13 protein-coding genes and 1 pseudogene are annotated in these 14,182 nt (G+C 62.2%); 7 read left to right on the top strand and 7 right to left on the bottom strand.

Going from position 1 to position 14,182, the window contains the following annotated elements:
• From DFO50_RS09895 to DFO50_RS09905, 3 genes are all read left to right on the top strand, one after another.
• Positions 1-978, top strand: a 978-nt coding sequence (locus tag DFO50_RS09895) for a methyl-accepting chemotaxis protein (RefSeq protein ID WP_146745043.1), incomplete at its 5' end; no start/stop codon positions are given.
• Positions 979-1,265: 287 nt separating this feature from the next.
• Positions 1,266-2,321 (top strand): NAD(P)-dependent alcohol dehydrogenase, encoded by a 1,056-nt coding sequence (locus tag DFO50_RS09900; protein WP_028499001.1) that lies wholly within the window; start codon positions 1,266-1,268, stop codon positions 2,319-2,321.
• A gap of 158 nt (positions 2,322-2,479) precedes the next feature.
• Complete coding sequence (locus tag DFO50_RS09905; protein WP_107890052.1) at positions 2,480-3,115, top strand: LysE family translocator; 636 nt, start codon at positions 2,480-2,482, stop codon at positions 3,113-3,115.
• Between the two features lie 89 nt (positions 3,116-3,204).
• Here the strand turns inward: DFO50_RS09905 and DFO50_RS09910 are convergent, their stop codons facing one another.
• From DFO50_RS09910 to DFO50_RS09920, 4 genes are all read right to left on the bottom strand, one after another.
• Positions 3,205-5,388, bottom strand: coding sequence for a methyl-accepting chemotaxis protein (locus DFO50_RS09910; RefSeq protein WP_107890053.1), 2,184 nt, complete (start codon positions 5,386-5,388; stop codon positions 3,205-3,207).
• A 392-nt stretch (positions 5,389-5,780) separates the two neighbouring features.
• Positions 5,781-6,134 (bottom strand): FMN-binding negative transcriptional regulator, encoded by a 354-nt coding sequence (locus DFO50_RS09915; RefSeq protein WP_255420209.1) that lies wholly within the window; start codon positions 6,132-6,134, stop codon positions 5,781-5,783.
• On the bottom strand, positions 6,100-6,279 hold the full coding sequence (locus tag DFO50_RS19795; protein WP_255420210.1) for an FMN-binding negative transcriptional regulator: 180 nt from the start codon (positions 6,277-6,279) through the stop codon (positions 6,100-6,102). The genes DFO50_RS09915 and DFO50_RS19795 overlap by 35 nt, the downstream gene beginning before the upstream one ends.
• Positions 6,280-6,302: 23 nt before the next feature.
• On the bottom strand, positions 6,303-6,998 hold the full coding sequence (locus DFO50_RS09920; RefSeq protein WP_112692432.1) for a B3/4 domain-containing protein: 696 nt from the start codon (positions 6,996-6,998) through the stop codon (positions 6,303-6,305).
• A 43-nt stretch (positions 6,999-7,041) separates the two neighbouring features.
• On the opposite strand from DFO50_RS09920, the gene DFO50_RS09925 reads away from it, so the two are divergent.
• The 3 genes and pseudogenes from DFO50_RS09925 to DFO50_RS09935 all read left to right on the top strand — a co-directional run.
• Complete coding sequence (locus DFO50_RS09925) at positions 7,042-7,659, top strand: helix-turn-helix domain-containing protein (protein WP_107890054.1); 618 nt, start codon at positions 7,042-7,044, stop codon at positions 7,657-7,659.
• 600 nt (positions 7,660-8,259) lie between these two features.
• Positions 8,260-8,733, top strand: coding sequence for a hypothetical protein (locus tag DFO50_RS09930; protein WP_146745044.1), 474 nt, complete (start codon positions 8,260-8,262; stop codon positions 8,731-8,733).
• 73 nt (positions 8,734-8,806) lie between these two features.
• Positions 8,807-9,622, top strand: a pseudogene (locus DFO50_RS09935) (autotransporter outer membrane beta-barrel domain-containing protein); the annotation flags it as partial.
• Positions 9,623-9,830: 208 nt separating this feature from the next.
• Here DFO50_RS09935 and DFO50_RS09940 read toward each other — a convergent pair.
• Complete coding sequence (locus DFO50_RS09940) at positions 9,831-10,103, bottom strand: phage minor head protein (protein WP_028498994.1); 273 nt, start codon at positions 10,101-10,103, stop codon at positions 9,831-9,833.
• 311 nt (positions 10,104-10,414) lie between these two features.
• On the bottom strand, positions 10,415-11,794 hold the full coding sequence (locus DFO50_RS09945) for an MFS transporter (RefSeq protein WP_084299983.1): 1,380 nt from the start codon (positions 11,792-11,794) through the stop codon (positions 10,415-10,417).
• Between the two features lie 76 nt (positions 11,795-11,870).
• Between DFO50_RS09945 and DFO50_RS09950 the strand changes: the two genes are divergently transcribed.
• Entirely contained in the window at positions 11,871-12,437 is a 567-nt protein-coding gene (locus DFO50_RS09950) for a TetR/AcrR family transcriptional regulator (protein WP_112692435.1), read from the top strand.
• Positions 12,438-12,530: 93 nt separating this feature from the next.
• On the opposite strand, the gene DFO50_RS09955 is transcribed toward DFO50_RS09950, so the two are convergent.
• Positions 12,531-14,153: a methyl-accepting chemotaxis protein gene (locus DFO50_RS09955; protein ID WP_028498992.1), complete on the bottom strand. Its 1,623-nt coding sequence runs from the start codon at positions 14,151-14,153 to the stop codon at positions 12,531-12,533.
• Positions 14,154-14,182 lie beyond the last annotated feature (29 nt).

The following is a 14,182-nucleotide window of genomic DNA, read 5'->3' on the forward strand; positions in this document are numbered from 1 at the left end:
GGCGTGCTGCGCGACACCATGCGCAGCGTGGCGTCCGGTCAGGGCGACCTGACGGTCAAGCTGCCGGTCAGGAGCCAGGATGAGGTCGGCCAGATTGCGACCGCGTTCAACGAGTTCATGGGAACACTGCACGACATGTTCGTGACCGTGCGCAGCCATGCCGAAGACATGGCGACCGATGTCCAGCAGCTGCACGGTGCAGCTGACCGGATCGCCAGCGATTCGCGCAACCAGACCGAGGAAATTTCGTCGACGGCCGCGACGATCGAGGAAATCACCGTCAGCATCAACCATATTGCCGACAGCGCGGAAGAAACCGACGTCCTGGTGCTGCAGTCGAACCAGCACTCGGTCGAATCGCACGAACTGATGAACAGCGTGGCGCAGGAAATCGGCATGGTGGTGGAAACGGTCGGCAAGCTGCAGAACGAGATGCGCGGGCTGGCCAGCCAGTCCGAAGAAGTTCGCGGCATCGTCAACGTGATCCGCAGCATCGCCGACCAGACCAATCTGCTGGCGCTGAACGCGGCGATCGAAGCGGCACGGGCCGGCGAGCACGGTCGCGGCTTCGCCGTGGTGGCCGACGAAGTGCGCAAGCTGGCCGAGCACTCGGCCAATGCCACGGTCGAGATCTCGCGCATGATCGACAAGATGGCGGAGCAGACCCAGCAGGCGATCGACTTCGCACAGGCCACGCACAGCCGGGTCGAGTCCAGCGTCGGTTCGTCGCAGGAAGCCGCCGGCAAGATCGAGCAGATCCGCCTCAGCACCGAAGCCGTCGTGGCGCGGGTCAAGGAAATCTCGGCATCGACCAAGGAGCAGAGCACGGCGACCAGTGACATGGCGCGCAGTGCCGAGCACATCAATGTCGCCGCCCAGCAGACCAGTTGCCAGGTGGAAACGGTGGTCGACACCATCCGTCAGCTGGCCGAGCACGGCAAGCAGTTGAAGGCACTGGTCGGGCAGTTCCGCCTGTAAATGCCCGACAGGCCATGATCTCCTGGTAGCAGGCGGTGATCTCCCTGTCACTGCCGCGCCACTCACCCCGGTCATCGACCGGGGTTTTTTTTTGCGGGTATGCTTGCCGGCCCGCCGCCCCGCAATTCATGAATTTCATTCACTAATGCATGCGCTCTCGCGGGCTTAATCAAAACCTGATGGTCCCCTATGATGGCCGTCAGTCAAGTTCCCCTCCCTGCCCGTCGGCAGCCGGTTCTCCGGCCGCCGCCCCGTATACTGCCCCCCTGTTTCACCGGAGTTTTGTCATGAAAACCATTGGTTATGCTGCTTACAGCCCGGATTCTCCGCTGGCACCCCTGACGTTCGAGCGCCGGGCATTGCGACCGGATGACGTCGCCATGGAAATCCTCTACTGCGGCGTGTGTCACTCCGACCTGCACACCGCGCACAACGACTGGGGCTGGAGCTATTACCCGATCGTGCCCGGTCACGAGATTGTCGGCCGGGTGACCGCCACCGGCTCACAGGTGACGCGCTACCAGATCGGCGACCACGTGGCCGTCGGCTGCATGGTCGACAGTTGCCAGGAATGCGACCAGTGTCACAACGGTGAGGAACAACTGTGCCGCGAAGGTCATACCGGCACCTACTGCGGCCACGACCGCCATACCGGCGAACCGACCCAGGGCGGCTATGCCAAGCATCTGGTGGTACGGGAAGCCTTCTGCCTGCGCGTGCCCGACGGCCTTGATCTGGCCAGAACCGCACCGCTGCTGTGTGCGGGCATCACGACCTATTCGCCGCTGCGCACCTGGAATGTGGGCCCGGGCAGCCGGGTTGGCGTGATCGGGCTGGGCGGGCTCGGCCACATGGCGGTCAAGCTGGCGGTCGGCCTTGGCGCCGACGTGACCGTACTGAGCCGCAGCAACGGCAAGGAAGCCGATGCGCTGGCGCTGGGCGCCGATCGTCTGCTGGTGTCCACCGATGCCGGGGCCATGAACAAGGCGGCCAACGGCTTCGACCTGATCGTCGATACCGTGCCGGTCAAGCACAGCCTGGACCCCTACCTGCCGCTGCTCGACGTGGACGGTACCCTGGTCATCGTCGGCCAGGTGGGCCCGATGGCGGAAACCAATACCGTTCCGCTGCTGCTCGGTCGCCGCCGTGTTGCGGGCTCCCCGATCGGCGGCATCCGTGAAACCCAGGAACTGCTCGACTTCTGCGCGAAGAAGAACATCCTGCCGGACTGCGAAATGATCCGCATGGACCAGATCAACGATGCCTTTGAGCGCATGGAAAAAGCCGACGTGCGCTATCGCTTCGTGATCGACATGGCCACGTTGTCCGACGGACAGGCCTGACATGCAGGCCACGCCATCGCCATGCCGGCGGTGGCGGTCTCCGGGCGCGGGCATCTCCACGCGTTGCCCCCTGCGGATGCCATGGCGGCCGCGGCTGAAATATACTGCTCCGGTGTTGCCCGCTCTCTGTCCCCTCATTTCAACAGGACTGCGCCCCGATGCCGGAATTCTCCAGTCTGCTTGCCTTCGGTCTTGTCTCGCTCGGCATGGTGCTCACGCCCGGGCCGAACATGATCTATCTGATCTCGCGCTCGATCTGCCAGGGGCGCATGGCCGGGCTGATTTCCCTCGGGGGTGTCGCGCTGGGCTTCGTGGTCTACATGCTGTGTGCCGCACTGGGCATTACCGCGCTCGTGCTGGCCGTCCCGTATGCGTATGACGCATTGCGCCTCGGCGGGGCGCTGTATCTGCTCTATCTGGCCTGGCAGGCGGTCAGACCTGGCGGCCGCTCGCCGTTCCAGGTCCGCGATCTGCCGGCGGACAGCCCGCGCAAGCTGTTCATGATGGGCTTTGTCACCAATCTGCTGAATCCCAAGATTGCCGTGATGTACCTGTCGCTGCTGCCGCAGTTCATCAGCCCCGAAGGACATGGCAGCGTGCTGCAGCAATCCCTTGCGCTGGGCTTCACCCAGATCGTCATCAGCGTCAGCGTCAATGCCCTGATTGCGCTCATGGCGGGCTCCATCGCCGGGTTTCTCGCCGGCCGGCCGCTGTGGCAGACGGTACAGCGCTGGCTGATGGGCACGGTGCTGGCCGGTCTGGCCGTGCGCATGGCCATGGAAGGACGTCGCTAGCAAACTGCCGACGGGTTGCAAAAAAGAAAGAGATCCTGCCAGTGCAGGATCTCTTCTTCATGGCCATCGACAACGGTCGTTTCAGACCCTTATGCCTTGACGCGATAGTGCTTGATCAGGTCATGCACGAGCTTTGCCTGCGAAGTCAGCTGAACGGCCGTCGCCGCACACTGCTCGGCATGCTGGCTGACCGCCTGCGTATCGTTGTCGATCTGGTTCATCCCCTGGGTAATCTCGTCGATCCCCACCACCTGCTCCTGCGAGGCCAGCGAGATCCCGTCGACCAGCAAGGACAGCTCTTCCGCGCTGGTCACAATCTGCTTGAGCGAGTCCGCAGTCTTGTTTGCCGTCTCGACGCCGACTGCCGTTTTCACGCTGGAAGACTTGACCAGCTCGGTGACTTTCTGCGCCGCGTTGGCACTGCGCGTCGCCAGCGAACGCACTTCGTCGGCCACCACGGCAAAGCCGCGACCGGTCTCGCCTGCCCGTGCCGCCTCGATGGCGGCATTGAGGGCCAGCAGGTTGGTCTGCGCGGTAATGTCGTTGATGGTCTGGATGATGGCGGCGATATTGTCTCCGGACGATTTGATCTCCTGCATGGCCGTCAGCATCTCGTCCATGTCGCGCGCACCAGTGACCGCCGCAGTGCGGGAGGTCTGGGAAATGGTTTTCGCCCGGTTGGCATTGTCGGCATTGCTCTTGGTCTGCGAGCTGATCTGCGCCATGGCCGTACTGACCTGTTCGATCGAGGCGGCCGAGCTGCCTGCCCCTTCGGACAGTTCCTGACTCAGCACCGACATGTCCTTCGCATTGTTGTCGATGGCCTTGGCTTCCGTTTGCAGATTGCCGACCATCCGGTTCAGGTTGTCGACCATCTTTTTCAGCGAGATGCCGAGCTGGTCGGAGGGCGAAGTCAGGTTCACCTGGCAGTTCAGATTGCCCTCGCTGATCTGCTCGGCAAGGTTGACCTTCTCCTGCAGGCTGTCGCTCATGCTATTCAATGCCGAGGCCAGCTTGCCGACCTCATCATTCGATTCAACGGCGAGCCGGGTATCAAAGACGCCATATTCGATGCTTTTCGCCATATCAGCCGCTTTCCGGATCGGACGGGCAATCCTGGCAGACATCCGCCACAGGAACAGGCTGGCAAGCAGGATGATGCCGACGCCGGCGCCAATCTGCAGCAGGGTGGCAAAAATGGAACGTGCCTTCACTTCGCTGTTCAGGCTGTTGACTTCGGCCAGCGCCACATCCTTCGGCACCTGGATCAGGACCGCCCACGGCTTGCCCGTCTTGCCAAGCGGAATCGGCGCCATGGCATTGATGGACTGCGAGGCATCGTCCACCCAGGTTTTCGCGTTGCCGGCCTTGATGTCATCAAGCAGCGCAGACGCTTGCTGTTCCCCGGCACCGGACGTGAACGGCTTGCCGATGCGTTCCGGGCTGGCACTGTCCGCCACCACCAGCCCGCGATCACTGAGGATCAGCAGCCGGCCCTTGCCTTCATACAGGGACTTGTTGGTCTCCTGGCTGATTTTCTGCACGAAGTCGAGGTTGTAGTCGGCCCCCGCCACCCCGGCGAATTTCCCGTTCACCATGATCGGTACCGACATGGTGGCCAGAAACACGCTTTTCCCCTGCACTACATACGGCAAGGGACCAAGCACGCTTTCCTGACCGGTCGTTCTGGGGCCGGTATACCAGCCGCCCTTGGGCACGCCATTTACGTGGGCTGCATCGGAGTCATATTCAACCAATGGCTGTACGGCAATAGTGCCGCTGCCATTGCGGGTAAAGTACGGAGTGAATCGCCCGGTCTGGGCGTTATTGCCATTGCCGCTGCCGGTGTGCTGGGCATCGTTGCCATCGACGGCGTTGGGTTCCCAGCAGGAATAGGTTCCGTTGAATTCCGGATTGTTGACCAGCACATTGTGCAAAATGGCATTCAACTGCACGCGCCCCATCGGCACACTGCTCCTGGCCAGGGAAAAGGTATGGGCCATGGTACGTGCCGCATCGAGTGCCAGATCAAAACGCGCCTGGATCGCACCGGCCTGGGCCGAGGCCAGATTGCGCAATTTGGCTTCCGCTTCACTGCGCATCAACTCGTTGGTGCGGTTGCTGACCATGGTTTGCGTCATCATTGCCGACCCGATATTGACGGCAAGCAGCGTGGCCGAGCTGATGACCAGTGCCCCGCCCGCAGCGAGGGCAATGCGTCCCTGCACGGACTGCAGGCTGACCTTTCCGACTTTTTCCTTCAACCAGCTCATCGTGGCCTTCACTCTCTTGGATTAGTGCGCGCTGCAGCAGCCGGCCACCATGCCGGCATGCCCTGCCTGTTGCCGGTCGTCGTTCTTCCCGGTCCCGGTCGACGAAACCGGAGATGCTCCCCCCGCGGGTGGCAAAACCTGAATTCCGGTTCAGGGAGTCCGGTTCGACTGTCTGCTGGGGTTTTTCATGTTTCCCTCAATCGGTATACCGGAAATGAATTAGCGCTTAAGTAGCAACACGACATAATCCATGCCGCTGTCCGATGCTTGCGGATTTGTGCAGCACAAGCATTTATAGCCCAATCCCCCAGCCCGGAAAGGTCGGGGGATAAAAAGCGATGTACGGGCGTGAGAATGACCGGATGACGGCAGGAGTCCGGATCACCGGGCCGTCACGGAAGGGGGGCCGGCCGGGGGGAAGGAAGCGGCGCGGCCCTGTCTCCTGCCCTGGCCAGCACGGCATCGCCGATTTCATGCTGTCCGCAAGCCCTGAGCGCATGGCCGGCACCGCAGATATCCCGCGCCACCTCGTCCTGCCCAAGTTTGCTTTTGCCCACCAGGCGGGTAATGTCGATCTGCAGCCCGACGATCCGTCTCAGCAGCGCATCGATATAGTCTTTCGGACCATCGCCCATCTTCCACTGGCTGGGCTGCGAGGCTTCGTGTGCCCGGGTCAGCCTGGCCACCACGCCCCTGACAAATTTCTCGTCATCATGCAAACGGATGCGTCCATGCGCATGGACCACGATAATTCCAGGTCGGGACTTGTCGGTGCGACTCGTGCTTGGTCGGATAGCAGCCTGGCGAGACATGCGCGTCGCCAGCCTGAGAAACCACCAGCACCGGACGGGATGGAAGACACAAGGCGTGACCGCCCCGACGAACCGTCATCGGGGCGGAGGGCTCCGGCGGTGTTACCGCGGGTCGAAGCCGATCAGCGTGGATTCAATCACCGCACCAGGCATCATCTCCAGCAGGCCCCGGGTCAGCTGGTCGCCGGCTTCATGCAGCGCGGCCAGTGGCATGGCCGGCAGGCTTTCCAGAATGAACCACATCTGCGTGGCGTCGGCCCCCAGTCGGGTCCTGACCCCCTGCCGCCAGTTCCAGCGCCGGCAGGTCACCCCGATGTCGTCCCGCCACACGACTTCCCCGACCTCGGGGGTTTCATGTGCCGGAGCCCCGTCCTTCATGGTGTCGAACAGCTCCGTGCCATCCGCAATGGCCAGCCGGGGGGCACCGGCATAGGCGGCAAAATTCTCGCCGCCGACAGGAATCGCATACTCAATGCTGATGGCGTTATACAGATCAACAATGGGGTCAATACTTGGCATGCTGCCATCCCGCAGCACCCGCTTGCGCAAGGCTTCGGCGGAGCACGGGGTCCGCTGCGGCTTGGCGCCGAACTGCCGGAACACCTCCGCCCAGGCCTGCAGGTGGGCTTCTGCCCAGGCAGCACCGCCGGCGGTCAGCGACTGGCAGGCCCGGCGCAGCGCATCGGCAGCAACGCCGGGATTGACGATGGGTGTCGCCTCGACACTGATGCTGAGAGCCCGGAAGCCGGGGGCGAGGCTGGCGATATCCGGATCGATTGACGGCATGACGGAGCGCATCGGAGAATCCTTTAGTGACTAATTTATTCCATGCTAACGACCAATGACCAAAAAAGTCAATATATCGACCGATTCCGGCGCCGATGTCCAGACGGTCAGCGAGGCAGTCTCCGCCAGGCTCAAGGCACACAGGAAGCAGCAGAAGCTTTCCCTGGACGAACTTTCGCGCCGCGCCGGCGTCAGCAAGGGCATGCTGGTCGAGATCGAAAAATCCGCCGCCAACCCCAGCATCGCCATCCTGTGCAAGATTGCTGCGGCGCTTGGCATGTCGGTCGCGGATATCGTGAACGTGGCCAGTGCCCCTCCCGTGCACCTGATCGAAGCAGAACACATCCCGACGCTGTGGACCGGTCCCGGCGGAGGCACCGCGCGTCTGCTGGCCGGGACCAGCGGGCCGAACATGATCGAGCTGTGGCGCTGGGCAATGCCGCCGGGCGAACGGTTTGAATCGCCCGGGCATCCGCAAGGGACTTTCGAGCTGTTCCATGTCGAGCAGGGACAGCTGACGGTCAGAGTGGGCAAGACCGAGCTGATCGTTCCCGCTGGCTGTTCCGCCGTCGCCAGAACCGACGTGCCCCATCACTATGCGAATGAAGGCGACGCCGGGCTGATATTCACCATGAGCGTGGCCGAACTGCATCCGCAGGCAACGATACGCTGAGCGGGACGACGACCGGTCACGGATCAGCGCATTGCCCTGACGGATTGCGGGGTTTTCGGTTTCACCCGGGAACGCCCGGCGATATGGCAAAGCCGGCACAGTTCATAAACCAGACCATTGAGATTTTTCATTTTTGACATGGCTCCATTTGCAGTTGGCAAGGACATCCCTTGGCAACTGCACTGTGCCGGCGGTCTCAAGATAAGACAAATTAAACGTTATTAATTATCATTATAAAAACTTAATAAGCATTTTATTATACAAGCCGGATTTACCGGCATGAACGGGCACCGGCTGGCATTGGCAGCATCCATGCAAATGTGATGAAACTTCTCAGATTTGCTCAGTTTCAGCCTTCCGCACGTCCTTATACTCTTCATGAAAATCATGAAGATGCATCAATGCACCGGACGGCCACGAGCCGGATGGCGTGGCCGTATGACATGGCAGGGCCGGTATCGACGGTTTTATCCGGAACCGGCACGTTTCAGGATGGCGCAACGCCAGTTCCCCTCCCGGAAATCCGACCGTCATCCCGCTTCGCACTGCCTGCCTGCCGTCCGTATCCAATGCATTGCAATCAACAAGGACTACCCGTTCATGCCGTCTCTCCACGCCCTCCCCCGCTGGAAACCGAAGGCCAGCCACGCCGCCGTGCTGCTTGCCATTGCCAGCCTCATGTACGTGCCGACGGCGCTGGCCACGCCAGCCTCATGTGGCGCCATCGCGAGCGACAGCAATCTTGGCACCGATACCTACGACTGCACGGTTTCGGACGGCGCCAGCGTCAACCAGACCAACGGGGCCGCGATCACCTACTCGGCACTCGCCGGCGCCAACGGGAATGTGGGTACCGGCAAGACACTGACCAACAACGGCACCGTCACGGCAAGCAACAACAAGGGCGGAAAAACCGCCAAGGCCTATGGCATCCACTCCGACACACTGAATTTCGTGCCAGAAACCATGACAACAATCCGGCGCTCGGCGCGACCGCCGTCATTACCGCCCTGGGCCAGCTCGGCAGCGAGCACGACGTGTCCCGTGCCGTCAGCCAGACCCTGCCGCTGCTGACCGCCGGTGCGGCCCAGGCCAGCACGGCCGCTCGTCCGGCGACGAGTTCTTTACCGACCGCCGGGGCTGGGCCCGACCGTTCGGCAGCTGGGCCGATCAGGCCGACAAGGACGGCGCCAGCGGCTACACGGCCAAAACCTACGGCATGGTGGTCGGGGCCGACACCGAACTGAACGCCGCCAGTCGCCTCGGCGTGGCGGTGGCCTACGCCAGCAGCAAGGTCGACGGCAAGGACAGCGCGGCGCAGCAGCGGGCGGACGTCGACACCTACCAGCTGGTCGTTTACGACAGCCACAGCCTCAGCGAAGCCACCGACCTGAACGTCCAGGCCGATGTCGGCGCGCACCGTACCAGTGGCGAGCGCCAGATCGCCTTCGGCGGGCTGAGCCGCACGGCGAAATCGGATTACAACAGCTGGAGTGCGCACATCGGCGCCGGACTGGCCCACACCCTTGCACTGAGCGAACGCACCTCGTTCACTCCGTCGCTGCGTGCCGACTACACGGTGATCCGCGACAAGGGCTACACCGAAACCGGCGCCGGCGCGCTGAACCTGAACGTGGACAGCAACCGGGCCGAGGAACTGATTGTCGGTGTGGACGGCAAACTGTCGCAGACGCTGAACGAACGCACGACGCTGGTGGCGAACCTCGGCGCCGGCTACGACCTTCTCGGCAAGCAGTCGAGCATCGTCTCCGCCTTTGCCGGCACGCCATCGGCCGCATTCACCACCAAGGGCATCGAACCGAGCAAGTGGCTGGGTCGCGGCGGGCTGGGGCTGGTGAACAAGGTCAATGACTCGCTGGAGCTGTCGGCGCGCTACGACATCAAGTTCCGTGAGGGCTTCACCAACCTGACCGCCTCGGTCAAGGCACGCTGGATGTTCTGATCCGGCGCCATGGCCATCACGACATCGGGTCAGGGACGTCAGCCGGCGCCCTGGCCTGATTGTCGGCGCAGCACAGGGATCATGACGCTGGCGTTTTCATTATCCGTTCGTGATATGACCCGGCCACACTCATGCGCAGACGGAAACGTCAGCCATGAGCCGGTCAATCCGGAAAGACACCGGCCCGGCCGAAATCAGCCCTGCGGCATCAGCCCTGGCTGAAAACCGGAATCGCGATGCAACGACAGCCTTCTTTGCGCGAGCAGAATTTCCCTTCACCGGGGTGGCCGGTCGGCGGGGGATCATCCCAGCGAAAGACCTTGCCGTAGTTGACCATGCAGCGTTCGCACACACCCTCGTCGTTACTGCTCGACCACCGGTAGCTGGTGATTCCCAGCGCAAGCTGCCTTGCTTTTTCTTCTTCGGCAGCGGCCCTGCGCCCGTCCACCGTCAGAAAAATGTCATCCTTTTTCTGCACCATCAAGCACCTACCATTTTGAGAATTTTCACATCCTATCCGACAGAAATTAGGAAGCCATTATTTTTTATCCGGTTGGCCATTGCAGCGACGATGGCCCGACCCTGTTCGTCACGGCAGGCATCAACAGCCGGCAGGGCAAGGACCCGTTCAGGCTGCAGGCAAAGCCCCTCCCGGGCGCCCATCGGCATTTGCCGCGGGCAATGCAGTGCGGCCCACGATCGTAGCCAGCTACCGCAATGATGATCTTCAACATCGAGGATCAGAAACGTGCGGGTTCGCCGGAAAGCCACAAGTCATACGGTCAGTCCGCCTCACTCCCGGATATAGCGTCGTGTCAGTACCACAATGCTGAGCAGGCAGGCGATGACCAGCAGAAGTCCGGCCCGCAGCCCGGCCAGCGCAGGTACGGTACCGCCCACCAGGGACCCCAGGATGGCGATCCCCATGGCCATGCCGATCTGGCGGGACGTGTTGTAGACCCCGGAGGCCAGGCCTGCACAGGCCGGATCAACTGTCGTGGTCGCCACCACATTCAACGTGGGCGAGTAGATGCCGGTGCCAATGGCAATCACCACCGTGCCCAGCACCAGCACCGGCCAGGTCCCGGGCGTCGACATTCCCAGCATGATGATGCCGCCCGCCGAGGCCCAGGCGCTGCCAACCCACAACATCCAGCGTGCTCCGCGCTTCAGCAGCCAGGGATTGAGCATCAGTGTGGTCAGGATCAAGGCGATAGCGAATGGCAGCAGCAGCAAGCCGGCCTGCAGGGGCGTGACCTGCCACGCCTGCTGGACAAAAATCGCCAGCATGAACAGCAGCCCATAGCAGCTGAACTGGAAAGCAAATCCTCCTGCCACGGCAGCGCCAAATGCCCGGTTGTGGAACAGGGCCAGTGGCAACACCGGATGCCGAACACGCTTCTCGATGCGGATGAATGCCAGGATGCCCGCAATGCCCCCGGCAACCAGACCAAGAACCAGTGGATGCGTGCGTCCCAGCGTGTTGCTTTCGATCAGGCCGGCCATCAGGGCTGTCAGCGCCAGCGTACCGACGGCAGCACCAGGCAAATCCAGCGGTGTACGCCGCCGCGGCGTCTGTTCCAGATGGCGGTATGCCAGCCAGGCCCCCAGCAGGCCAATGGGCAGATTGATCAGAAAGATCGAGGGCCAGCCGAGGACTTGTGTCATCAGGCCCCCACCAAAGGGGCCAACGACGATGGCGACGCTGCCTGCGATTGCCAGGGTGTTCACGGCACGGGCGCGTTCGGCCGGGTTCTGCCAGCTCTTGGCAACCAGCGACAGCACCATCGGCAGCAGGCCTGCCGCGGCCATGCCCTGCAGCATGCGGGAGGCGATCAGTTGCGGCAGCGACAAACTCAGGGCGCACAGCAGGGAAGTCAGGGCAAACGCCAGCAGCGAACCGATAAACAGCCGCCGCGCGCCCCAGCGGTCCCCCAGCACGCCTGTCGTCAGCAAAAGGCTGGCCAGCGGCAAGGTATAGGCTGTCACGAGCCACTCCAGTTGCGACACGGAGCCATTGAACTCGTGCCGGATCGTGGGCAGTGCCAGATTCAGTGCAACGCCGTCGAACGTGACCATGAACATGCCGGCACAGATGGCCACCAGTCCCCATGCCCTGTTTCCCGCACGGCCCGCCTGTGCCAGTCGTGGTGAGTGAGTTGAAATTTCCATGCGCGCCCCTGTCTGTACCTACTGGTATGTACGAAGCAATGTAGCACAGAAACATACCAGTAGGTACAATCACGCCATGAGCACATCACTGGACAGACTGATCGAGACAACCCAGGTACTGCTGTGGGAGCGCGGCTATGCAGGCACCAGTCCGCGCGCCATTCAGGAACAGGCGGGCGTCGGTCAGGGCAGCATGTATCACCATTTTCGATCCAAAGCGGCGCTTGCACAGGCTGCCGAGGAACGCTCCGCAGCCGAGTTGATTGAGGAAGTCCGGCAGTTGCTCGATGGTCCCGGAGATCCGCTTGACCGGGTGCTGGCCTACCTCCGTCTGGAGCGGGATATTCTCAAGGGCTGTCGCATCGGCCGGCTGGCGGCCGACCCTGAAGTGGTGGCCGACCACAGCCTGCGCAAACCGCTGGAGGACACTTTCGCCTGGATCAGCACACGCCTGACCGGCTTGCTTCAGGAGGCGCAGGCTGGCGGTCAGCTGCAGCAGGGACTTGATCCGCGGCTGCTGGCGGCTACCGTGCTTGCGGTGCGCCAGGGCGGGTATGTGCTAGCCCGCGCGGCCAGCTCGACGGTCCCGTACGAACAGGCAGTCGAAGGGCTGACCGCCCTCCTGACGGCAAGGCGGACTTGAATCCTGGCGGTGGCGTGCCTGATTCGCTCCCCTGTCCGGCCCGGATTCCCTGACGGCCGGCAGGCTGCCCGTTGCGGGCAGCCTGCCGGTTCGTCAACACTGGAAACGGCGTACGGCGCGGTGCAAGGTGGTGGCGACTTGTTCCAGCTCGCTGGCCGACGTCGCCGTAGCGGTCATGCTGCCGCTGGTCTCCTCTGCCGCCTGGGCGATATTCTCGACCTGCTGGGCCAGCGAGTTGCTTGCCGAGCGCTGTTCCCGCGCTGCGCTGGCCACATCGGCAACCAGCTGACTGGCCTGGGCGGCGCCATCGGCAATTTTCTTGAGCACATCGGCGGACTGACTCACCTCACCAACGCTGTGATCGGCCTGGGTCGCCGCATGATGCATGGCGCCGACGGCGCCTTCCGTTTCGGTCTGGATGGCAGACAGGGTGCGCTCGATCTCGCTCGTGGCTGACGACGTGCGTTCGGCCAGCTTGCGCACTTCGTCCGCGACAACGGCGAAGCCACGGCCGGTCTCGCCCGCTCGTGCGGCTTCGATCGCCGCATTCAGGGCCAGCAGATTGGTCTGATCGGCAATGTCCTTGATGGTGGCAGCAATGGAGCCGACCTCCCGGGCGCGATGGTCGAGACCATTGATGCGCTCTACCGCTTCGTGAATCGCCGCACTGAGCATCCCCATGCTGGCGACCGCCGCATTGACCTGCTTTTCACCCAGTGCCGCCGCGTTGACCGTGGTATTGGCGAACTGCTCGGTCTCGGAAGCATTGTCCGAAATGTGGGAAATGCTGACGGTCAGTTCTTCCATGGCCGCAGCCATGCCCTGGGTGGAGGCTACCTGGCTGGTGGCCGCCTCGGCAACGGTGCTGCTGGATGCGCGAATATGCCGGGAGGCCGTGGAGATATGCTCGGCACCGGAGTGGATCTCGGCAATCAGGCTGCGCAATGCCTGAATCAGGCCATTGAGTTCGGCCAGCAGACTGTCATTGCGGGCGGTCTTCAATTCGACAGTGAGGTCCCCGCCCGCCACCTGCTTCATTACCTGCATGGCGTGTACCGGCTCGCCCCCCAGCTGGCGAAGGACGGATTGCGAAATGAACAGGATGACCCCGAATACCGCCACGGCAAGAACAAGGATCACCACGCCAAACATGAGCAGGCTGTGGCGAAATGCGGCATCGATATCGTCAACATACAAGCCGGCACCGATAACCCAGTTCCATCCATCGATATTGGTGGCATAGGCCATTTTCGGCGACGCTTCGGTCTGACCGGCGCGCGGATAGTCGTAGGCGGTAAAATCTCCACCTGCACGCCCTGCCGCAACAATATTGCGAATCAGAGGCACACCCTTGGCATCTTTTACGTCAATTCTTGACTGACCTTCTTTTTCCGGAGAAGGCGGAAGCAATACCGTGATGCCATCGTAGGTGTAAATGAAGAAATAATTGTCACCCTGGAATTTGGTGGCACGCAAAGCTTCGCGAGCCTGATCCCTGGCCTGCTGAGCTGAAAGCTTCCCTTTCTTTTCCAGTCCCTGGTAATACCCAACCTGGCTACGAGCCGATTCAACTAATGACTTGAGCATGACCATCCGCTCATCATAGGTTTTGGAGCGCTCATGAAGAGCGGACCACACGCCCAGCACCAGTAATCCAGCCAGGGCGACCAGCCCGATCCCGATCATTCTCTTTTTGAGGCTCATGCTCGCAAACATCTGTATTTCCAGTAATTTTCGAATAAATT

This window comes from Microvirgula sp. AG722, assembly GCF_003269145.1.
Classification (GTDB): domain Bacteria; phylum Pseudomonadota; class Gammaproteobacteria; order Burkholderiales; family Aquaspirillaceae; genus Microvirgula; species Microvirgula aerodenitrificans.